Here is a 22,882-nt window from a genome sequence, read left to right as displayed (position 1 = left end):
GATGCCGGATCTGTTCAGTTGAGGGACATGTTGCGCTGGCTGGCATCATCGACATTGATATGGCTCAAGCGGCCCTGGTGGTCGAACAGCAACCAATCGGCGCCCAGGCAACGCGCTTGCACATCTTGCAGCGGCCATTGCAGTGCAGCGCAGAGGCGGTCACTACTGCGGTGGATGAAATGCCAGCGTGTGTCCTGGTCGGAGACGATATAGCCGATCAACAGCCAGCGTTCGTAGAGAAACAGACGTACGGGATCCTCATAGGCAAACCCTTCAACGCAGCCGGGCAAACGGTAGCCCTTGCGACTGCCGCGCTGCTCCAGCACAAGGATTGGATCGTCCTCTCTCTCGGATTTAATCCGGAATTCAGTGACTTCGCTGGATGCACTGAACAGCTGGTAGCCGTCCTCATGAACCCTGGCGGGCATCGGCTCACGGCTGACCAGCCGACGTTCAGGCAGACGGTAGTGCCAAAGCTGGCTGCCCTCCTGAGGAGAGAATAACCACAGGCATTCGCTCTGCGCATCGTCCTTCAAGCTCACGATCCGGCCAGGCAAATCACTGACATGCCACAGGGTTTCAAACCCGCGGTCAACATCCACCACCCGCAACTGATGCCCGCGGCCGATGGTCCACGCCGTACCATCGAATGACTTGGCGAAAATGTCCAGCATCAGCACGCCCAGATCCGTCGCGGTGCGGTTGACCAGGTCCAGTTTGCTGATTCGCCACACGTCATCGCGTCGGGCCAGAACCAGCGCCATCTGCCGACTATTGGCCAGGACGATCGCCTCAGCAGGTATCGGGAAATGGAAGAGCGGCTTGCCGGCTGCGTCGATCACCACCGCCCCGACCTCACCCAGGGCCACTAAGTAACGTGTATCTTCCAGCGGCACCGCATCGAAAATGGCCCGACTTCCCATCTCCGGCGCCGTCCATTCAAGGGTCGAGTCGACACTCTGCAGCGACAGGCCAGCGGGACGCGGCAGCGCCTGGCCCGGCAGGTCGGCTTGCAGCAGTTTGTCCTTGCTCATTTTGACCAGCGCTTGCAGCTGATTCTGGGTCAACCGCCCGTGGCCGCAGGCCTGATCGGCGACAATAGCGTGTACCGTGGCGCCGGTGAGCCAGGCCAATGCGCCCGCCTGATTCTTGTGCAGCAACAACGTTTCGGCCAGGGCGGCACGCTCGGCGAAGCGCTGGGGATCATCCCGTAGCTGCTCGACCCAAGCCCCGTAGGCCGCCAGGGTATTGGGCAGTAAAATCGCCCGTTTGACCAGCGCTCCGATGGCCAGCCGTCCTCCGGCGACTTCGGCATTGAGCAACCATTGCGCGGCCCGCTCGCGCTCGGCAGGCAGACTCCAGATCACGTCCACGGCTTGCAGCCAGAGGCCCTTGCCGGTCAAGGCTTCGGCCCATTCCAGGCGCAGACGGTCGGCACTCTCGGGCCACCTTTCCTGAAGCATCACCACCGCGTCACCAAAGGCATCGTCACGACGGGCTACCAGCAACGCACGCTGCCAGTTGTCGGCCAGGCACAGCAGACGCACGATCATCGCTGACGGCATATCCCATGCGAGGGCAAGATCGGCCGCTTGCTGGTGACGGCCGTGTTTTTCCAGGTAATCGAGGGATTCCTGGCGCACCTTGAGCAGTTCGGCGAGGACAAACACCGCCTCTTCGACCCGGCCTTCGCGGTCCAGACGTTCAAACGTCTGCCGGTAGATTTGCCGTAGGTGGGACTCCAGATCTTCCTCGAACATCATCGAGCGACTGGGCCCACGGTGCTGATTGATCGCCAGTTCCTGACGCCGCTGTGGAGTACCAAACTCCTGCTCACCGCTGCTTTGCCCATTGCCCAGAGGAATGGCGTGGCGCAGGGCTTCTTCCAGATCGCCGTTTTCGAACATCTCCAGCATGCGCCGCATATAAGCGGCCTGACGCTTTCCATACAACCCGGACAGGCGCGAATGGAGGGTCAGGCGGGTCAACCAGCGACGCCAGGTGGCGGGCTTGTGTTGAACGCGCGTGGCACGCGGTGCAAGCGGCGGCTGCGCCGGTTTCCGTGGCGCCCCCCTTGCACAGGCGCTGCACGACGCAGAAGTTTGCGCGCGCCCATCAACAACAGCGTGAACAACACCGAACCGATCACCGTCCCCACCAGCACACCGCTGAATTCAAACGATACGGGCGCCACTGGACTCGCCGGCAATTTGGGTAAGCCATTATTTTTGCCCTGGGACCCCATCCAAAACAAGGCCACCAGCAACAGCAAGGTCACGCCGAGTTTCAGCCAAGGCATTGATGGGTCTTCGGTATTCTTCCAGGCATTGTTCTTTGGCGTGCTGACTTGAGGAGGGGGCAGGTTATTTTGCGCATGGCGCTGGCGTTCCAGCAGCGCTTGCATCACTCCTTCCCGCTCAGGGCTGACCGGCCCCAGCGCACCACCAAGGATTTCCCGCACATCGGTTGGCACCGCCAGAGGTTCAAGCACCGGTTCCGGCAGCGTGCTGCGACAGTCATAAGTGTCCAGCATGGTGTAACCGCTGACGTCGATCCACTGACCTGGCGCAAGCGGCGCAGCATCGCGCAGTTGCAACGCGCTGACGTGACTACCGCGTACCAGCCAGACATCGGCGGCGGGCAAGCTGCGCATCTCTTGCGGGGCCAGCAGGGCAGAACACAAGGCACGGCCCTGACGGATCAGAGGCCACCCGATCAGCGCTTCGCACTGAACCGATACTGACTGGCGAAAACGCAGCAAGTCGCCGTCGGCGAAGCGATAGACGCTGGCGCCGGTTTGCCACTGATCGAGGATCAAGTGCGCACGCTCGCACTCGTCAAAGCGCTCGAGGGAAAACCACACCCCTTCAATCTGTTGATGACCGGTAAGCACCGGGCGGCGAATTAATGCTGCGTCGTGCTCAAGCATCGGCGCCTTCCTTGTGTTTTTCCGGTATCTGGTTACAGAACACTTGCAGGCGCATGGTGCGCATGGGAACCGAGTACACCAGCAACTCTCGGGCGCTGGTCAAGGCTGCGACCAGGCCGCTCATGGGGCAGAAACTGACCCTGGAAATGGCATGGGAGGTCGTGAACAATACACGCTGCTGCCCTTCGCAATACAGGGCGATAATTTGCTGATTGGGGCTGAGCAATACCAGGGAATAGTGGTCATCACCCTCTTGCAGCAGCAAACCCAAACCCTTCCAGCGGCTGGCCAGATCGATCCGTTCCATCTGCACCGGGCGACCAGTGGCCGAGATCACCCGCCAGCTCTCGCTGCCATTGTCGACAGAGAGCAACGCACAGCCACCGAAAGACCGGCGCCACAGTGGACTGGCGGCAAACAGAACCTGGCTCACACCTTCGGCGACGCCGAGCACGTGGGCGCGTGATCCGATCCCGTCGGCGCCGACCGAATGGGCATACAAACGACCGCCGTCATTCTGCACATAGGCCACCACGTCCTTATCGACCTTGGCCAGACCCAGGACCCTATCCGCCAAACGGTGGGTTTTCCCGGTCGCTGGCAGGGTGGGAGATTTTCCGGTTTCCACCACCCAAAAGGCCAGATGACCCTGGGTATCCAGCAGAAACAGGCGGCCGACCGAGCCGCCGCGCAACCAGGCTGCGGGTAACAGTGTCGCGGTGCCGGGCGGTAGTTGCAGCTCTTCGCGGCTGGGCTTATGGATTGGTGTCAGACCGGGCATATTCCAGAACGACAGCTGCTGCTCGTAGCTCAACACCGCGCCGAGGGTGCGGCTTAAAAAGGTTACGGTCAGTGGCACCCGCCCGGCACTCCAAAGACTGCGGCGGATTTCCAAGGGTTTTTTCTGGTTTTCAGCCGGCAGTTTGATCACCACCATGCCAGCCTCGTCGAGTATTCTCAGCGCGATATGGGTACCCGCACTGGAGATGACCGGCGGCAAGGTCAAGGAGACGCGCGGCACACTGCCTTTAAGCGATGGCGCTACCACCACCTCACCGTCAAACTGACCTTTAAGCAACTGCAAGGCCAAACGCTCGTCGGGGATCGGCAGCGACACAAGCCGGGTGGTCGCTGCCTGCAATTCAAAGGACAGTTTCTGCCCGTCAAGGCTACGATGTACCTGAACCCGGTGGGTGCACGACTGGCTGTCGGTCTTGGGTAAACGCTGACCAACGATCCAGCATTCCCCGGCATTGTGTTGCTGTTCGGCCAGCCAGGCGCGCCAGGCATGCCAGTGTTCATCGCCCACCAACTGATAGGTGCGGGCATTGAGCAGGCGCTTGAGTTGCGACGAGGTGTCGAGTTCATGGAGCCGAGGCGCGTTTTGCAGAATGCCCCACCGCAACTCGGCACCGGCCTCCTGAGCGCGCCGCGCGAGCAACATCAGCAAAGCGAGGTGAACCAGACGCGCTGCGCCCAATTGCAAGGGGCCGGCATCAAACAAGACGACGATCATGCGGTTGGCCTGGCGTCCGCGGTACTGCGGCACGATGAACATATGCTCACCCACCACCGCCCGGCGCAGGAATTCTTCGGGCACCTCATCGGCTAGCAGCCATTCGCTGGACAACAGCCGTTCATAGGGACCACGGCGTCGCAGGTCGCCCAGGCCATCGGGCTCGGGCACGCCACCTTGTTGCAGACCGCGCAATGGACCCAGCATCGGGTTGAGACGGCCCAGCAGGTCGGCGAACAGCGGCCATTGCTCGGGGGCAAACCATTCCAGCCATTGGCGCCAGGGGTGCAAGGATTCAGGTAACTGCATCAGCGTCCCGCCCAATACGCATCGATTCGCTGCAAATGCTGCAGGGTTACCGGAAGTTGTCGATCGAGGGGAACCACCACCGGCGGGTCGCGCCACAGCAACAGCGGTGAACGTAAAAATCCCGTCGACAACGCCTGGCACACCAGATCGGTCGGCACCTCGGGCTCCCAACTGGTGGGCAACCACAGCCCCGGCGCACGTTCATCCGCCGAGGCGTATTCGACACCGTCGACCCAGGGCAGATCGCTGGCAACACCCGACACCACCAGCACGTCGCGATTGGCCGTGGCTTGCAGACGTGCTACCTGCTCTAAGGGCATCAGTAACAACCGTGCATGCAGGCGCCGCGCGGCATCGCCCCAGGCCACGGCGGCCTGCGGTTCGGCAGGCACCTGCCGGGGCCGCCAGGCCCAGCCCATTGCTGAGACACTCATGCAGCGGACGTCAACAGGCGGGTCATTAGCCCACGCACTTCCTGCAACCGCGCCGGCATGGTCTGGCTATTGAAGTTGGCATCGATCTCCCGCAGCAGGCCTTCCAGTAAGGGGCTTGCCGGCGGCTCGGTGCGTGCCAGGTATTCCTCGGCTGTTTCCAGCAGGCGATTGAGTCGCGACATCGGCTGCAAGGTCGCCTCCTCCACGGCACTGAACAAATGGCTGTTGGTGGACTGCGCGAAGATCTCACGCAGAACCTCGCGGCCATGCTGCTGGGTTTCTTTGGTCGGCAACACATACAACAGCGGCCACAGGTCCGCTTCGCTGGCCTCAATACGCCCACCGAGCAAAGCTGCAGCAGCGATCAGCCGTTGGGATTTGACAATGCGTCGGTCCGACAACTGGATACCGGCCTCACGCAAACGGCGGATCGCTTGGGCCAATGAGGGGCGAACCAGAGTGAGATCGACATTTTTCAGGGCCTGACCGAGGGTGTCCAGCTGACTCAAGCCAAGCAACTGCTGAACCGGCCGTTGCTCGGACTGCCAACCACCCGCCAGCATTGCTTCCAGCTGACTATCTGGCACCGATTCGACAAACAGGTGCAGTAGGAATCGGTCGCCAAATGCCGCCAAGGCTTCGTCGTCCGGTAGGCCATTGGCCGCCCCGACACAGACCCGCAGCGGGCATTGGATCTGAGTATGGCCTCGACGAAAGCGTCGCTCGTTGAGCACTCCCAGTAGCGTATTGAGGATCGCCGTAGAACCGAGGAAGACTTCGTCGAGAAACACAATATCGGCTTCTGGAAGCATGCCGCTGACATCAGTTTCCACCGTACCTTCGCGCAGTTTTTTCAGGTCCACCGCGCCAAACAGCTCCGAAGGCTCGGTAAAACGGCCCAGCAGGTATTCGAAATAGCGCCCCCCCATGGATTGCGCAACCCGCCGCACCACTGCGCTTTTGGCTGTGCCCGGCGGGCCGATCACCAGGATGTGCTCCTGGGCAACGGCGGCCAGAACAATCAGCTCGGCCAACTGTTCGCGCCCCACCAAGCCTTCGGTGGCTACACGAACGGCCTGGCGAATTTGCGCAGCAGCGCTCTGCAATGAAGCAATCATGGGCATCTTCCCTGAAACTGGAGCCGTGAATCTTGCCTGACTGAATGGCTCTGTCACAAGTCAACTAGAGACATAAGTGGCTATTTGTCATCATTTTCCATGTGGGAGTCCTTTGTTTGCGTAACCAACGCTGCGATGTCCCGCTGTGAGCGTCGGCTTGGGTCGATTGCGACTCTTGGTGACCGGCAGAAATCGGCCAGAAGCGGACTGTGCACGGGTAGATGCTGGCATCCCAACGCTGGCATTCTAGTAACCACACAACGCAAACAAGGAACATCCATGTTGGTCATTGAAATTGATCGGGATAGCGTGCTGCAGGGGATGATTTGGAAAGTCACAGGACATCAATCAGGCTTGATCCAGCAGTAACAATGGGTGCTTTGTTCGAAGCGATCCAAGCTATGGGTTACCTGCCTGGCCTCAGTGGAGGCAAGGCGACGTGGATTATTTGTTCGTCTGGCAAACATATAGGTGTTATCGCTCAGCAATGGCCAGAAACTAAATTGCTAATCCCCGCCGAGAGCATCCTGAGTCAGTATTTTCGGGATACCGAACCTATGCTTCTGTTCAGATATTGGTGCCAGACAGATCCAGACCATGTCTTTTCAAAGATCAAAGCTGGAAACGAACCGCCGTCTCGATTGTAGGACTGGCGGGGGCCGCCTATTGACCAAGAAGCTGAAATGTCTGCTTTCGATTGTGGTGGCCCGATGTGGTGGAGAACACTAGGCTATTTGCGGCCTGTTGCGGAGGTGGGCTACCGATCTACAGCTGCATCCTTTCGTTATCAGATCAGGTCGAAGGCTCACACCTGTAAGCTAAAGTTTTTCGTACACTACCTCGAATTCTTCACCCAATTCTTGTTGAATGGATTTCAGTAATTTAGCGGCGGCCACGTCAAATCTTGCGTAATCGTCTGCACCCCAAGGGCCGGGGTCAGGTGGAGAGTCCCAGTTCAGCGAGGTGTCATGCCACTGTGAAAGCTCGTTAAGCATTGCCTGGACTTCGTTACTGAGTGGTAGCCTCTCTTCAATAGGCCCTGCAGAAAATTTCTCCCGGGTATTATTGTTTCCACACCAAAGGCAACCGCCGCCCCATTCGAACATTAAGCGAACTCGATAGCGTTTTGCCCTCATCATTGGACCCCATTTTTTGTGGTACATGGTGAGCACAATAGGCTGGCAAACATCTCCACGCTAGACCAGCAACTGTTGCGACTGGCAGCAAATGGGTCGTTTTGAGCCGGTCACGACAGGCAGAAAACGACCCCAAATGGTTTTAATGCAGCGTCCAAATCAGGGTTTGAATGGATCGATCCAGCCAGGCCTAAGTCCTGCCTCGAATTCTTTGCGTACGTAGGTGAGCGACTCTGCGCATCCCATTTCCGCCTCGATGGCGCCTATGCATCCCCAGCAATCTCCGCCGCAATTACCTGATAGCGGATCTGCCGGGTTGTCGAGTAAGCATCTGCAGATTGTGCAGTATTCCGGCTCGTTGCTGTTTGTCATGATCCCGCTCTCCAAACGTCCGGCCTTGGCCGGTTTCTGCCTCTCGTCACAGCAAGAGATCGGCCAGCAGCGGACATTTATTGAAATCCGGCATCAAACGTCCGGTCAACCACATCAGTTCGACGTTGCGTTGGGCTTCTCGCTCCAGGCGTCGGCTCGACTGGATGCGGTTGAGATAGCCGTAAATGTAGATTTTCAGCAGGATCGCGAGGTGGTAAGCAGGCCGGCCAGTGTCGGCTGGAATGGCACCTTCAAAACCCAGATTGACCAGGTCGAGTTCGTCGACAAAGACGTCGACTACGCGCACCGGATTGGTATCGCTGACGTAGTCGTCGAGGCTCTCGGGAAGTAAGGTGCCTTGGCCTCGATGTTCACCTTGGATAAAGCGCTTGATGGGCGATCCCTTCGATGAAATTCTCAGAAATCATCGCAGGGCTAACGGTTGCGTTATGTTCAGACATTAATGCCTTTTTCGACCGACTGTAGTTGCCTTACCGGGTCCCAACCACTCGGTGACGCTTGAGCTTTGCTCCACCAAAGCATTCCATTAGAGATCCATAATCTCCGCAGATCAGCATGAGCAGATGTCGCGTCATCGTAGCCAAACTGTGTACCGCAGGACGGGCAGATGTCAAACGAAGAGCAACCAACGCCGTCGTATGGAGGATCTTCAAGCCCGGCGTATCCACAAACCGGACAAAGATATGAAACGTTGCCTGCAATCATCCAACCCCCAGATTTCTAGCCTCTAGCCCACGCTGTCGGCGTGCCTTCTGATCGTCGAAATTTTATACTGAATCTGAGCAACTGATGTCTGACTAGGGCTGAGTAGAGCGAAACACTCCGGGTGAACGTGGCTAACAAGGGTTTTGACACACTCTGGGCTGTGGATTCAACCGGTCGATGCAACACAACTAAATTCTGTATAAGCAGAAGGAGTGTTGCAGATGAAGCAGAGACCGCGGATCTATTACACCGAAAGCCAGAAAAAGCTGATGTGGGATCACTGGCAGAAAGGCGACTCTCTCCAGCACATAGCCCAACTATTTGATCGAAACCATTCATCGATACAGCGCGTCTTGGCGGAAACAGGCGGTATCAGACCCGCTGTGAATCGCCCCGGATCCTCTAGACACCTTGCAAGCTCATTGCGTAACGCTTTTCAAACTCTACCAGCGACAGCCGATTGTTGAAACCATGGTGACGCGTTGATCGCCGTGAGACCTACCGATTCCTCGCTCTTTAATTTCAGCATTCAGAATCCGCAAGACGCTGTTGCATAAGCGGTTACCCCAGCACGCTCGGCACATCAAGCCCGACTTTCACACGGTCAAGCGCCACGATTGTCTTGAACCAGGTGACGTTGGAATTTTCGGCAAACAATCGCCGCGCCAAAGCCTGGTATTCCTTCATGCTGGCAACGGTTAACACCAGGACGAAATCCACTTCGCCGGTGACGTAGTAGCACTGCTGAACTTCGGGCACCGCGAAGTGTGCCTTCATCGCCTCCAGCGCCTCGATACTGGTGCGCTCTGCCATCACTTCCACAATGATCGTGATCGGCCGTCCTACAGCGGTCGGATCCACGACGGCGACGTTGCCTGTGATGACTCCCCCCTCTTCCATTCGCTTGATGCGGCGCTGAACGGCGGCCGTGGAAAGATTGACCTGCTCGGCCACAAGGCGCAGCGGCATCGTGTTGTCGCGCTGGATGAGATCGAGGATGGCCCGGTCGAAATTGTCCAGCAATTCAGGTGCAGCGTTGTTCTTTGCCATAGTCGACCCGCGAGAAATTTTCTCGAAAACTACCAGAAAACTGCGGCCCTTTATCGAGTCAGGAGAAATATTATCTCGCCAGCAGTCTGCATTCGCAGCCTTGATCGGAAACACACACAGGATTTACTGGCATGCTCGCACTGTTCCATCTTTCCCCCGTCCTGTTGGTGACAGCCATGCTCGTCGTGCTGCGTCGGCCCCCCGTCCACGCCGCCATTGCGGGCACTCTATCGGTCATGGTGCTCTGGCTCGCCGGCGCTGCCGACGCGTGGCGCCCAGGCAGTATGTTGGCCGCGGCTCAGGATACGGCCGTGCTGTTTGCAAGTACGGCGTTCGTGATCGTTCCCGGCCTGGTCTTCGTGATTTTTATTGAGCGCATGGGCGTCAACCAGGCGCTTAGCCAATGGGTGCGGTCGCTGGGGCTTGGACGCGGCGATCAAGTGTTGTTTATCGTCCTTGGACTGGCACCGTTGCTCGAAGCGATGACCGGCTTCGGCGTGTCGTTGATCGCTACGGTGCCCCTGCTGCTCAGTCTGTTCGAACGTCGGGTCGCGCTACGAATAGCATTGACCGGCATGGCAATCATGCCTTGGGGAACGTTGGGCTTGGCATCTGTCATCGGCGCTTCACTGGTTCACCTGGATGCACCCGCGCTGGCATCGACCTCGGCACTGACCAGCGCACCGGTTTTTTTGGCCCTCAGTGCAATCGCGCTTTATCTAGCCAGCGTTCGCGACTCGCGGGAATGGAGGGCGTTGGGCGTTTTCTGGCTGCTGTTTGTGGGCGTGCTTTACAGTGCCAGTCGGTGGCTGGGGCCGGAAGTGGCCGGGGTTGCCGCGGGCCTGGTGACGGCAGCAGCGGTACTCTCCACCGGGCTGTGGCGCCTGCGCCGCAACGATAGCGAGCACGGTGCGGTGCAATGGCCGCGTCAGGCATGGCCTTACCTGGTGCTGATCTTCTGCATTGTCGCGTTGAAGATGGTGTGGACGATCACCTCCTGGCAGGATCACTGGGTTGTACAGGGCGCCCAGGTCACCTGGAAGCCCCTCGCCTCACCCGGCCTGGCCTTGGTTCTGGTGCTGATCGGGCTAGGGTTTCACGCGCGCAACGCACAACGCCAGACAGCACTCGACATCAACATGCCTGCTGCGCTGGTGGCGCGGGCGAAGCGGCCCTTGTTGACCATTTTCTTCTTTCTCGCGATGTCGCAGATGATGGTGAAGGCCGGCTTCCTCACGGGTTTGATGCAACTGCTGGCGGGCCTGTCGTCCACCGCCGCGACGTCGCTGGTTGCCATGTTTGGCGCGCTGTCAGGCTACATGACCGGGTCTAATGTTGGCGGCAACGCGATCTTCATGCCGGCCATCGCGATGTTGCCCGAATCCTCTCGCCTATTGTTGGCGGCAGTCCAGAACAGCTCGGCAGGGCATGCAGCACTGGGCTCGCTGTCGGTCGTCATGCTGATCCTGGGACTTGCTGAAACCCAGGCCAAGGAGGAAGGCGAACTGGTCAGGTTTGGCTTCATGCTGGTCTGTCTCAATACCGCATTGGTCGCGTCGGGTGCAGCGTTGCTGAGTGGATGGTTTGGATAGCAGGTGATTGGCAGGCAGATGGCCCCAATGGTTCCAGCGCCCATGCTCGCTGGTTAACTGAATAAGCATTACTTATGCACCATGACGTTAAATCATTAGATCTAATGGTCCTGAAGGGTTAAAAATCGACGCCGTAATCACCCTTACTGCGGAGGTAGTTAGCCTTGGAGGCCAGAATGTCGTTTGTCGCTCCGGTTCTTGATCCCCAAATTGCTGAAATTGCACCCGGTTTCCGAGCCCTGAGTATCTGCGTCGGCGCTTCGCCGATCGAGCACCCTCAGGTTGCTGCAATCGCACTTGAAAAGGTGTGCGAGTCGCTGGTCGCTGACACCCCGGCTTGGGCCGAGCGTCATTTGGCGGCGTGGGCCGATACATTCAGGCAATTCGGCGCCAAACCACAGCGTACTCCGTGCTCCGGCGAGGCGTTGCGTAAGCGTGTATTGCGAGATGGCAGCCTTCCCAGCATCGATCCCATCGTCGACTTGTACAACGCCATCAGCATCAAGTACGCCCTACCCGTTGGCGGAGAAAATTTTGATGCTTACGTCGGTGCTCCCCGTTTGACCATTGCCGATGGCACTGAGCTGTTTGACACAACCAAGGATGGCCGTGCAGCCAACGAGTCTCCAGAAAAGGGAGAAGTCATTTGGCGAGATGACCACGGCGTGACTTGCCGACGCTGGAACTGGCGTCAGGGCACCCGGACGCGGCTGGACTCAAACGCCAAGCGGATGTGGTTTATTCTTGAGAGCCTTCCTGAAATGCCCCTGGAGGCCCTGAGAGCTGCTGGAAATGAGCTGAGCAACGGACTTCAGCAGATGATGCCAGGGGCCAAAATTGAGTCGCAGCTGATTGAGTTCTACTGACCGCAACAACAATGTCTGGGGGTCTTGGCGCTTTTACACTTAGCCTCGTTACTGACGACTGATGCCTCGACGCGTAATGTGCTTGATCTTGTGCGGCGATTTGAAGTCGAATCAGGTCAACGAACATTGACTTGATCACATGTGAGAAACCTCAAGAATGCCGTTCGACTTCAACCATCTGCTGCTTGTGCTGACCGTCTACGTCATCGGTGCGGCCAGCCCGGGGCCCAGCAACATGCGAATCATGGGGGTGGCAATGCATCAGGGGCGGCGCCCAGCCCTGATGCTTGCATTCGGTGTTATCAGCGGCTCGTTCTTTTGGGGAGGAATGGCGGCAACAGGTATCTCGGCCGTCTTGACGACCTATGCCCAGGCCATCATCGCGCTCAAGATTCTAGGCGGAGCTTACCTTCTTTTTCTCGCCATCAAGGCTGCTCGTTCCGCCATGGTTACGGACGAGCACTTGAGTAAAAAGTCAGCGACTGCGCCCAAAGTTTCGGGACTCAAGCTGTACAAGCAGGGATTGATGATGCACTTGACCAATCCCAAGGCTTTGCTCGGTTGGGTCGCCACAATGACGTTAGGATTGGGGCCGCAAGCATCGACGACGACTGTTGCGATTACCCTGGCTTCTTGTGGTGTATTAAGCGTCACCATTTTTTGTGGATACGCCTTGCTTTTCTCAACGGCACCGTTGGTCAAGGCATATCGACTTGCACGCCGAGGCATCGAGGGAACGCTGGCATTGGTATTCGGCGTCGCAGGCATAAAGCTGCTGCTTAGCCGTTCATGAGCGTGATGGGTGCAGGCAGGTCCTGGCAAGTAATGTCAGGCGTTAACATCAATCAATTCGCGCCCAAGTCGCTAAAGCTTCCCAATGTTCAAGAGGCGTAGCTGATGTATCTACCATCGCACTTCAGCGTGTCGGCACCGGAACAGCTGCATCAGCTAATGGTGCAATATCCGTTTGCCACGATCATCACCCAGGGCAGCGTAGGGCTGGATGCTAACCACCTCCCCTTCGACCTAGACACTAGCGCAGGAAAGCTTGGAACACTACGAGCCCATGTCGCGCGTGACAATCCCCTTTGGCGAGAGGTACAGCCTGATCAAGAGGTGCTGGTCATCTTCCGGGCGGGTGACGCCTATATTTCGCCTCAGTGGTATCCGAGTAAGCACGAGCACCAGAAGCAGGTTCCGACCTGGAATTACCGAGTGGTCCATGCACACGGAAAAATTCGAGTGCTCGACGATACGAGGGCTGTTCGCGGCATCGTAGCCAAGCTGACGCGAACACATGAACAGTTTCAGGAAAAGCCGTGGAAGATCACTGACAGCCCACAAGACTACATGGAGGACATGCTCAGAAGAATCGTCGGGATCGAGGTTGAAATAACTCGGCTGATCGGCAAATTGAAACTCAGCCAGGATGATGAGCGCCGGGACGCTCTGAATGCCGGTCAAATCCTGATTGAGCGAGGCGAACAGGAAATCGGGTCCGCGATGGTCGCCGAGACTCATGGAGATCAACCTTCTTGATTTTGATGCTGAATGGGAGAGAAGAGCCCCCCTTGATGACGCGAGACAAGGGAATCGTCGGCTACAACATGCAAACAGCGGTCGCGAGGCGATTGCCTCAACAACGTTGTCGGTAGTGGCTGACCGAGTTTACTTCAAAAGCGAAATAGCCTGATTCTCAGGATGTCGGCATCACTGATTATGTACCAAAGCGGATGAGTTCAAGCGCTGCGGCAATCGGTTGGGCAATCGCGTCGACCAGGAGTGCCTGGCCGACGCACTAGACCCGCGGCCCAACCATGGGTTGAACGGTCAGTAAAGTCCATGCTGTAGCCGGAACGTTAAACATGCTGGCCACCGTTTACGTGAATTTCCGCGCCGTTGACATAAGAAGCGCCACCGGTGCAAAGAAAGTAAACGAGTGAAGCGACTTCTTCAGGTTTGCCCAGCCGGTTCATCGGCACTAGCCGTTCGACGATTTCCGCAGTGCCTGCGGACAGTATTGATGTTTCGATTTCACCAGGCGCGATGGCATTGACCCTCACGCCATGTCTGCCAAAATCGAAGGCCATCTCTCGAGTCAGGGCGGAGAGCGCGGCTTTAGATGTGGAGTAAGCCACACCGGCAAACGGGTGCACCTTGGAACCCGCAATAGAGGTAACGTTGATGATGCTGCCTTTCGCAGCCTTCAATTCATTAAACAGTCCGCGTGCAAGCAGAGCCGTAGAAAACAGGTTGACATTGAAGACCTTGATCCAGGTTGCATAGTCGGACTCAAGCACGCCAAGGCGTGTACCTTCCGCACCCTTGGGCGAGATTCCGGCGTTGTTCACCAATGCATCCAAGCGCCCTCCCAATTTTTCCCTGATGACCGAGAGGTTGTCAGTCACGCTGTCAATATCTTCCAGATCAAGATGAATGTGATTGAGTAATCCCTCTGCCCATGGGCATTCAGCGACCCAATCTTGGCGAGATGCGGTGAAAATCTTCCACCCAGCAGCGTGAAAGTGTTTGACGGTAGAATGACCTATGCCACGGCTGGCACCGGTCAATAACAATGTTTTCTCGTTCATACATGCAATTACCTGTGAAAAATTTCGCTTGGTTGTAAGCGATTCAGATCGAGAAATTTGCGATCTTCAAAGTGCTGAAATGCTGGGGCGTCATGACTGGCCCTAACTCACAGAGCCGCTTATGTTCGCTGCAAACATCAAGGGAACTATTGGAGTTCAAGACTTCTTGATCATTCCTCGTTTCCTTGCAGTGAATCACTCGAGCGGCGATTGCATCCTTCTCCTGAATAAGGATGAAATGATCTCTACCGTTAGAGCGGTCGACTCTACGTCGCGCCGCAGAAGGCGGAAACGACATTTTTCCCTCATTAACGGCCGCATAGTGGTTCGCCTTGGGCGGCACCAATCCGCGGCTTTCCCTTCGTCAATAATCACTACTTTGAGAGCCAATCCATAGCCCAAAGTATTAAATCCACAGAGGATCCCAGGCAGGTTCCGGATGGCTGTAATGTGGCTTCGGTCGGGGAGTACCTATTGAGCTGAGCGTATAGAAAAGCGGGTCAAGGACCCGCTTTGATAAGCAATTTAAAGCTGCTCATGGTTGCGTGAGGACCGCCTTAGGCCCAGTAGAAGCCATAGGAGTAGCGGCACTATCCCACCCCCCACCCAAGGCTCTGATCAGGTTCACCGTTGCAATTGCGTGCGTGCCGGTTAAACGGCTCAATTGCAGCTCGGTTTGTAAGACCTGACGCTGAGCATCAATAACGTCCAAGTAGCTGGTTTGCCCCTGTTCATATTGTGTTTTGGAAAGCCGCTCCGTTCGTATTGATGCTGCAACAGCTTCGCGTTGATTAGCTCTCTGGTCATCGAGCAACCTCAGATCTCCCAAGTTGTCCTCGACCTCTCTAAACGCCACCAATACTTGCTCCCGATACTTCGCAACCTGCTCGTCGTATCGAGCCCTTGCGGAGGCGAGATCTGCTTTCCTGCGACCGCCATCAAATATCGGTAACGTCAGCGCCGTCCCAGCAAGGGGGCCGAGTAGAAAAGACCGAGTCGACCAGTCGAAAAGATTTCCCAGCGATGACGACTCGAAGCCGGCGGTGGCATTTATGTTAAGCCGCGGGAAAAATGCTGATTTCGCCAATCCGATTTGTGCGTTAGCCGCGGCCATAGCTCTCTCGGCGGCAGCAATATCTGGGCGGCGTTCCAGCAGGGCTGATGGCAATCCGACAGGCACGTGGGTCGCGATGGGCGTTATAGGTGAGTCAGGGAAGTCGAAGTCGGCAGGAGATTTACCCAACAACACTGAAAGACTATGTTCTGACGTCGCGCGAAGTCGCGCGATCCCCACCGAGTCCGCTCTCGCGGTCGATAGTTCATTGCGCGCTCGCGAGAGGTCAAGTTCGCTTATGTCACCTTCCTTGAATCGCCCCTCTACTAATTTCAAGGTGTTTTCACGCAGGGTGACCGTGCGACGAAATAGTCGAAGTTGGTTGTCGTACTCACGCAGCTCGAAATAATTTTTAGCTACATCAGCTTGGAGGGCTAACAGCACAGAACGATAGAGGGCCTCGTTCTGCGCTTGATTAGCGAGCGCGGTGTTCACTTGTGAATCCACCTTCCCGAACAGGTCTACCTCATAAGAAGCTGTCGCCTGCGCCCGCCAAAGAGTCTGCGTGGACCCACTCGCATCGTCAGACAACAATTGTGAGGCAGGAGACAGGCGTTCACGCGTAGGGCCAAATCCTGCATCTAGCGACGGGAACCATCCCGCTCGGGCTGATTGGGTCAGGGCTCTCGATTGCTGGACTCGTGCGGCAGCTGCCTTCAGATTCTGATTAGCCTCGGCAGCTTGCCGCTCCAGGTCGCCCAGCACCGGATCGCCAAAGACTAGCCACCATTCCCCACGATGCTCGGCATCGGCCGGTTCAGCGTTTTTCCAGGCGCTGTCTTTGGGCAATGATGCTTGCTTCTGTTCAGCCGAAGCTTCCTTGAACGCCTGCGGAGTCGGGACGTCGGGGCGGTTGTATGTCGGCTCCACAGAACATGCTGATAGAAGCGATAGCAGCACTGAGGAAGTCAGCAGTCCAAACATAGACTTCTTGGGTAATTGGATCATTCGTTTGGCTCCGATCATGCGTCCAATGCTTCCGTTGTCAGGTGAGGCGCGTCTTTTTGAGCCACGTGTACTTTGCCACCTGCCAGCGTACGCAGGACCACGTAGAAGACAGGTGTCAGTGCGAGACCGAACAGGGTCACGCCCAACATGCCGAAAAACACCGAGATCCCCATGGCTTGGCGCATTTCTGAGCCCGCCCCAGTGGAAAACACGAGTGGAACAACACCCATGATGAAGGCGATCGAAGTCATGAGAATCGGCCGCAGACGCAGGCGGCTCGCTTCAATGGCTGCCTTCAGCGTTGTGTACCCGTCGTGCTCAAGCTCTCTGGCGAACTCGACGATCAAGATGGCGTTTTTGGAAGCCAATGCGACCAATACCATCAACCCGATCTGGGTAAAGATGTTGTTGTCCCCCTGCGTGAGCCACACCCCCGTGAGGGCGCACAAAATGCTCATGGGAACGATCAGGATGACCGCCAAAGGGAGGGTCAAGCTTTCGTACAGTGCGGCCAGTACGAGGAATACGAGCAGGACGCTGACAGGGAAGACCCACATACCGGCATTACCTGCCAAAACCTTTTGGTAAGTCAGCTCAGTCCACTCAAATTTTACGCCTTGAGGCAACACCTCGGCTGCAATGCGCTCTGCTGCTGCCTGGGCCTGGCCAGACGAATATCCCGGCGCTGGGCCGCCGTTAATATCCGCTGCGGTGTAGCCGTTGTACCGAACCACCATGTCCGGACCGTAAGTTGGGGTGATACGAACGAGAGATGATAGGGGCACCATTTCTCCACGATCGTTTTTGGTTTCCAGCTGAAGGATGTCATCTGCTCGCTGACGAAACGGTGCATCAGCCTGCACTCTTACCTGGTATACGCGGCCAAAACTGTTGAAGTCATTCACATACAAGGAGCCGAGGTATACCTGCATGGTCTTGAATACATCGGTGACAGACACACCAAGTTGTTTGGCTTTCACACGGTCCAGCTCGACGTTTAGCTGCGGAAAGTTGATCTGATAATTTGTCAGGGACCCACCAAGCTCCGGGGTCACTGCAGCCTTGGCCATGAACGCTTGAGCGGCCTTGTTAAGCTCCTCATACCCGAGGCTACCTTGGTCTTCCAACTGCATTTTGAAGCCACCCAGTGTGCCAAGCCCGAGTATTGGAGGTGGTGGAAAGGCTGCTACATAAGCTCCTTTGATACTGGCGAATTTTTGGTTAAGGGATGCGACGATGGCCGCGGCGGACTCATCTTTCGATGTACGTTCGCTGAGAGGCTTGAGGGGGACAAAGACAATCCCTGCGCTAGAACTGTTCATGAATCCGTTAACGGACATGCCAGGGAAGCCGACTGCGTGAGCTGCGCCCGGCTGCTTCATGACTATTTCGCTCATCTGGCGAATCACTTCTTCCGTACGGTCAAGAGAAGCGCCATTGGGAAGCTGGGCGATGGTGACCAAGTACTCCTTGTCCTGCATGGGAATGAACCCAGCAGGTACAACGTTCCCCATAACCGCCGTGAGCCCCAGAAGAACCACATAAACAACCAGCATGCTGCCCTTGCGCTTAAGGACGCCTGTTACGCCTTTCGAGTATTGCTCCGAGCCACGATTGAAAACCTTGTTGAACGCTCGAAAAAAACCGCCCAGTAGCTTATTCATCACCCGTGTTAAGGCGTCTTGCTTAGCGTCGTGGCTACGCAAAAGTAGTGCGCTAAGGGCTGGAGAGAGCGTGAGTGAGTTGAAAGCAGAGATCACCGTAGAGATTGCAATGGTCATCGCAAACTGCTTGTAGAACTGGCCCGTGAGACCGCTCATAAATGCCAACGGTACAAACACAGCAACCAACGTGAGTGCGATAGCAATGATGGGGCCGCTGACCTCTTGCATGGCTTTATACGTGGCGTCCCTCGGGGTCAGGCCGCTGGCTATGTTCCTCTCCACGTTTTCAACCACAACGATGGCATCGTCGACGACGATACCTATCGCTAACACCATTCCGAAAAGCGACAGGGCATTGATCGAGAAGCCGAAGGCCAGCAATAGCGCAAAGGTACCGATGATGGATACCGGTACAGCGATCAACGGGATGATTGCCGTACGCCATGATTGAAGGAACACAATGACCACTACGACCACCAGTGCGATGGCTTCGAGCAGTGTTTCTATAACCGCCTGAATGCTCGACTTCACGAAGCGAGTGGGGTCGTAAATAAGCCTGTAATCCAGGCCTGGGGGAAAATCAGCGCTGAGATCTTTGAGTGCCGCTCGGATTTGATCAGAGATCTCCAGCGCGTTAGCGCCTGGCAATTGGTAGATGGCGAGGGAGACAGCGGGCTGGTTGTCCAACAACGCGCGCAACCCATATTCAGCTGCGGAGAGTTCAACTCGGGCAACATCGCGCAGGTGAGTAACCGCACCATTCGCGGTAGTTTTGAGTACGATGTCTCGGAACTCGTCGACGGTCTTCAGACGACCCTGGGCGTTGATTGTCAATTGTACAGCGGTACCCGGAGAAGACGGTGCAGCACCAACGGCGCCGGCAGCAACCTGGATGTTCTGCTCTTGAATGGAAGTGACAATCTCTGAGGCGGTGAGATTTCGCTGTGCTACCTTCTGCGGATCCAGCCATACGCGCATTGCGTAATCACCTGATCCCCACATATCGACTCGGCCAACGCCTGGGATCCGCTCAAAACGCGTTTTCACGTTCCGTACGCCGTAGTTTCTCAAGTACGTGGTGTCGTACCGACCATCCGGTGAAACGAGATGCAGGAAAAGGACCAGTGAAGAAGAGCTTTTGAGCGTAGTAACACCCAATCGTTGGACTTCCTCTGGCAACCTTGGCAAGGCTTGGTTTACTCTGTTCTGTACCAACTGTGTAGCCAAGTCAGGGTCAGTACCCAATGCGAACGTTACAGTGATAGTCAAGTTACCGTCACTGTTCGCTTGAGATTGCATATACAGCATATTCTCAACGCCGTTTATTTTCTCCTCAAGCGGAGCTGCGACCGTCTCGGCGATAACTTTTGGGTTCGCTCCCGGGTACTGTACGCTAACAGTAACAGAGGGCGGAACAACCTCCGGATATTCAGAAATCGGCAATTTTAATATTGCTATCAAACCTGCAAGCAGGATCACTACGGACAACACACCCGCAAAGATCGGGCGATCTATGAAGAACTTTGATATGTTCATTGGGGACTCTTTAAAGGAGGCGAATAATTACTCTCAGCGCTGCATGAACGTAAAAACCAGGGTCTACGGTCAGCTTGGCTATACTGCACGGCCCCATAGATAAAATACGTATAGCAGAAGCCAAATCCCTGGTGATGGGCTTGAGTCGATGCTGTGTTGTTAGTTGGTATTGCTGGCCTGAGCGCTATTATTTGAAACCAACTTACCTACCACTTGCTCTCCTGGGCGGACTCGCTGGATACCACCTATAACCACTCGCTCACCTTCTACAAGACCGGACGTGATAACTCGATCGCTGCCCTGTAAGCTCCCCAGAGTTACAGGACGATAGATAATATGATCATCCTTCCCCACCACCAACACGAATTTCTTATCCTGATCAGTACCGATTGCTGCGTCATTTATAAGTAGCGCAGCGTATGGTTCACTCCCGCCAACTTTTACGCGCGCGTACAACCCAGGAACCATGACACCATCAGCGTTTTCAAACCGTGCTCGCATGCGAATAGTCCCTGAGGTCGTGTCCAATTCATTGTCTACTGATTGGATGACCCCCCGGCGCGAATATCCCGTCTCATCTGCAAGCCCTAGATCTACCGGAACATTACCCCTGCCATTGAGTCTATTGATGTATTTAAGATAGGTCTGTTCATCAGCGTTAAACTCAGCATAAATGGGGCTCACAGATACAAGCGTCGTTAATGGGGCAGCGCCTGCGCCCGCATTTACGATGTTTCCGAGTGTTAACTCTGCTCGCGATACGCGAGCAGAAATTGGAGCCGTGATCTGGGTATGGTTTAGATCAATTTTTGCTGCATCCAGCGCAGCTTGTGCGGTCTTCAGATTGGCACCTGCCTCTAACGCAGCGTTGTTTTTTTCATCGTAGTCACGTTTCGCAATTGCATTTTCGGTAATTAGACGCTGCGCCCGTTCCCAGTCACTTTTAGTGTAGGCGGCCCGAGCCTGCGCTGCCGCAACCTGGCCCTTAGCTCGCTCGACTTGAGCTTGGTAAGGAAGCTGATCGATGACGAACAGAGTGTCTCCTTTTTTAACCAATTGGCCGTCACGGATGTGGACCGCCGTTATGGTGCCTGACACAAGCGGCCGAATCTCAACTTTTTCCACTGCTGCTAATCTGCCAGAATATATTTGCCAGTCGGTGACTGTTTCTCTTCTGACAACCGACACATCCACTTCTTGTATCGGTGAGGCTTCCTGAGCTACCGCCTTTTCTGAGTTATTGAAAATACCATAGGCGATGACGCTAGAAATACCAAGCACACCCGCCAGATAAAGCGCGTGATTAGGGCGGGGTTTTAAATCAACGTTCATAATTACTCCAAGTTAATTCTGCTTTTGCACGGCTGACGTGTGAGTGCATGCCCCCCTTTCACCCCATCGCTCGCTTGAGAAAGTTGCTGGTAAATTTTTAAATGACTGGCTCTACCGGGTTCTCTCAGCGCTGCAGATAAGGGCGGCGTCTGCAGCTCCCCTAGAAATTACTGAAAGAGTCGAAATATTCTGGCTGATTAGCTGGCTTTCGTTGCAAACGATGCTCTTTTTCGCTCAGCGTGCATCCATCTCAATGTCATTAGAGCGGATACAGCTATCAATGGAAACACTAGAATATTCAGTACTCTCCAGCCGAATAATTGCAGCATTGGCCCGGCGGCCAAAGTCGCGAAAGCGGTGAAAGTATATTGAATAAACTCAGCGATCCCTTGCACCCTGGATTTCTCAGAAGGAAGGTATGAGGTGGTCAACAAGGTTGTACCGCCAACAAACATGAAATTCCAACCTACACCGAGAAAAAGAAGCGCTATATAGAATGCAGGCAAACTATCTGAAAAGTTCGCAATCAATCCGCAAGCGGCACTTAGCGCCATACCCAAGAATAATATTGGCGATAATCCGAACAAGGAAATCAGGCGCCCAGCGAACAGTGACGGTGCATACATACCCACGAGATGCCATTGAATAATGTTAGCGCCATCATTTATCGAGTGATGACTGGCGACAGCTGCGAGTGGTGCTGCAGTCATAATGAACATCATGACCACACCGCCGATAACATTATTTGAGAGCGCCGCTATTGATATAGGCTGGCTCAATACCGTACGTAGCTTACGCGGCGGCAGTTCGTGGCCGCGCAACTCCAAGGAGTTTAGGGTGGCGTCTTTGTAGCCCAGCCAAAGCAATGCTGCAGATGTGAGGCCTAGTAGGCATACCATCAGATACGAGCCTGCGAATAAGACTGGTAGCAACTCCGTGCTCCAACTCGCCAACAAAGGTCCAACAAAGGCGGCGATCACTCCGCCCGCAAGTACTAACGAGATGGCACGTGCTTTACGATGGTCAGGTTCTGAATCTGTTGCCGCCAGTCGGTAGTATTGGGCGAACGCTTGGAACACCCCCACGGCCGCAGTCCCGATGCAAAACAACCAAAAGGAATTCAGGAAAACCGCCCATACGGAAATTAATCCGCCTATTGCACCTGTAATGGCGCCGATCACAAATCCACGCCGCCTACCTATTTTTTGCATGAGGGAAGAAGCGAAATATGTGGTAATTGCTCCTGCTACGGTTATCAGTGCAAAGGGCAAAGTAGCAAGCGACTTGTCGGGTGCGAGTTGGTACCCCGTTAGACCGGTCAAGGTGAGATCGATTGCTATGGCTGCTGTGAACAAACCCTGGGCTATAGCCAGTACAACCACGTTCGAGTGGCCCGACTTCTTTTCAATCGCCGAAGCGTTGTCGATTAAGTTCGGTGTAGTCATCGCGACCGTCTCCAGTTAAGACGGCTCGAGTTATCTGCTTTTTCCACCATGGCGGCTCTCCCGTTGAGAAACGAGGGCATTTTCTATGCTGCTTTCTGCGGGAGAAAGGACTTAGTTCCCTCCTTTTAGGCCGTCTAGTTTTATGCAGCGTAGTTATCACGGGTGTGGCGGGTTATCGCGAACCGAGGACGGCTTCGCAAAAGT

16 protein-coding genes and 3 pseudogenes are annotated in these 22,882 nt (G+C 55.8%); 6 read left to right on the top strand and 13 right to left on the bottom strand.

Annotated features, from left to right (window positions below; all coding sequences use genetic code 11):
• Positions 1–14: 14 nt before the first annotated feature.
• The 7 genes and pseudogenes from AB4N64_RS09455 to AB4N64_RS09425 all read right to left on the bottom strand — a co-directional run.
• On the bottom strand, positions 15–1,988 hold the full coding sequence (locus AB4N64_RS09455; RefSeq protein ID WP_460124614.1) for a hypothetical protein: 1,974 nt from the start codon (positions 1,986–1,988) through the stop codon (positions 15–17).
• Entirely contained in the window at positions 1,985–2,929 is a 945-nt protein-coding gene (locus AB4N64_RS09450; protein WP_460124612.1) for a bpX6 domain-containing protein, read from the bottom strand. The genes AB4N64_RS09455 and AB4N64_RS09450 overlap by 4 nt, the downstream gene beginning before the upstream one ends.
• Entirely contained in the window at positions 2,922–4,754 is a 1,833-nt protein-coding gene (locus tag AB4N64_RS09445) for a hypothetical protein (RefSeq protein WP_460124609.1), read from the bottom strand. Before AB4N64_RS09445 ends, AB4N64_RS09450 begins: the two co-directional genes overlap by 8 nt.
• Positions 4,754–5,188: a bpX5 domain-containing protein gene (locus AB4N64_RS09440; RefSeq protein WP_460124606.1), complete on the bottom strand. Its 435-nt coding sequence runs from the start codon at positions 5,186–5,188 to the stop codon at positions 4,754–4,756. The genes AB4N64_RS09445 and AB4N64_RS09440 overlap by 1 nt, the downstream gene beginning before the upstream one ends.
• Positions 5,185–6,306, bottom strand: coding sequence for an AAA family ATPase (locus tag AB4N64_RS09435; RefSeq protein WP_460124604.1), 1,122 nt, complete (start codon positions 6,304–6,306; stop codon positions 5,185–5,187). The genes AB4N64_RS09440 and AB4N64_RS09435 overlap by 4 nt, the downstream gene beginning before the upstream one ends.
• An 818-nt stretch (positions 6,307–7,124) precedes the next feature.
• A complete protein-coding gene (locus AB4N64_RS09430; protein ID WP_460124601.1) occupies positions 7,125–7,469 on the bottom strand; it encodes a hypothetical protein in 345 nt (114 codons plus the stop codon).
• A 427-nt stretch (positions 7,470–7,896) separates the two neighbouring features.
• Positions 7,897–8,208, bottom strand: a pseudogene (locus AB4N64_RS09425) (transposase); the annotation flags it as partial.
• A 553-nt stretch (positions 8,209–8,761) separates the two neighbouring features.
• Between AB4N64_RS09425 and AB4N64_RS09420 the strand changes: the two are divergent.
• Positions 8,762–8,920 (top strand): annotated as a pseudogene (locus AB4N64_RS09420) (IS30 family transposase); the annotation flags it as partial.
• Positions 8,921–9,101: 181 nt separating this feature from the next.
• Here AB4N64_RS09420 and AB4N64_RS09415 read toward each other — a convergent pair.
• Complete coding sequence (locus tag AB4N64_RS09415) at positions 9,102–9,590, bottom strand: Lrp/AsnC family transcriptional regulator (protein WP_460124598.1); 489 nt, start codon at positions 9,588–9,590, stop codon at positions 9,102–9,104.
• A gap of 131 nt (positions 9,591–9,721) precedes the next feature.
• Between AB4N64_RS09415 and AB4N64_RS09410 the strand changes: the two genes are divergently transcribed.
• The 5 genes and pseudogenes from AB4N64_RS09410 to AB4N64_RS09390 all read left to right on the top strand — a co-directional run.
• Positions 9,722–11,182, top strand: coding sequence for an L-lactate permease (locus tag AB4N64_RS09410; RefSeq protein WP_460124595.1), 1,461 nt, complete (start codon positions 9,722–9,724; stop codon positions 11,180–11,182).
• A 176-nt stretch (positions 11,183–11,358) separates the two neighbouring features.
• A complete protein-coding gene (locus tag AB4N64_RS09405) occupies positions 11,359–12,048 on the top strand; it encodes a B3/B4 domain-containing protein (protein ID WP_460124592.1) in 690 nt (229 codons plus the stop codon).
• 157 nt (positions 12,049–12,205) lie between these two features.
• Positions 12,206–12,841: a LysE family translocator gene (locus tag AB4N64_RS09400; RefSeq protein ID WP_460124589.1), complete on the top strand. Its 636-nt coding sequence runs from the start codon at positions 12,206–12,208 to the stop codon at positions 12,839–12,841.
• Positions 12,842–12,945: 104 nt separating this feature from the next.
• Entirely contained in the window at positions 12,946–13,587 is a 642-nt protein-coding gene (locus AB4N64_RS09395; protein WP_460124586.1) for an FMN-binding negative transcriptional regulator, read from the top strand.
• A 70-nt stretch (positions 13,588–13,657) separates the two neighbouring features.
• Positions 13,658–13,808 (top strand): annotated as a pseudogene (locus AB4N64_RS09390) (IS5/IS1182 family transposase); the annotation flags it as partial.
• Between the two features lie 99 nt (positions 13,809–13,907).
• On the opposite strand, the gene AB4N64_RS09385 reads toward AB4N64_RS09390, so the two are convergent.
• The 5 genes from AB4N64_RS09385 to AB4N64_RS09365 form a co-directional block, all read right to left on the bottom strand.
• Complete coding sequence (locus tag AB4N64_RS09385) at positions 13,908–14,639, bottom strand: SDR family NAD(P)-dependent oxidoreductase (RefSeq protein ID WP_460124583.1); 732 nt, start codon at positions 14,637–14,639, stop codon at positions 13,908–13,910.
• Between the two features lie 535 nt (positions 14,640–15,174).
• The gene (locus tag AB4N64_RS09380) at positions 15,175–16,719 is read right to left on the bottom strand and encodes an efflux transporter outer membrane subunit (RefSeq protein ID WP_460124581.1); all 1,545 of its coding nucleotides are present in this window, start codon (positions 16,717–16,719) and stop codon (positions 15,175–15,177) included.
• The gene (locus AB4N64_RS09375; RefSeq protein ID WP_460124578.1) at positions 16,716–19,901 is read right to left on the bottom strand and encodes an efflux RND transporter permease subunit; all 3,186 of its coding nucleotides are present in this window, start codon (positions 19,899–19,901) and stop codon (positions 16,716–16,718) included. Before AB4N64_RS09375 ends, AB4N64_RS09380 begins: the two co-directional genes overlap by 4 nt.
• Before the next feature lie 159 nt (positions 19,902–20,060).
• A complete protein-coding gene (locus AB4N64_RS09370) occupies positions 20,061–21,233 on the bottom strand; it encodes an efflux RND transporter periplasmic adaptor subunit (RefSeq protein WP_460124575.1) in 1,173 nt (390 codons plus the stop codon).
• Between the two features lie 197 nt (positions 21,234–21,430).
• Positions 21,431–22,678 carry an MFS transporter gene (locus tag AB4N64_RS09365; RefSeq protein WP_460124572.1) on the bottom strand — a complete coding sequence of 416 codons (1,248 nt, stop codon included), beginning with the start codon at positions 22,676–22,678 and terminating at the stop codon, positions 21,431–21,433.
• Positions 22,679–22,882 lie beyond the last annotated feature (204 nt).

Source organism: Pseudomonas sp. S2_C03 (assembly GCF_054668405.1).
This window is presented reverse-complemented; position numbering and strand designations above follow the sequence as displayed.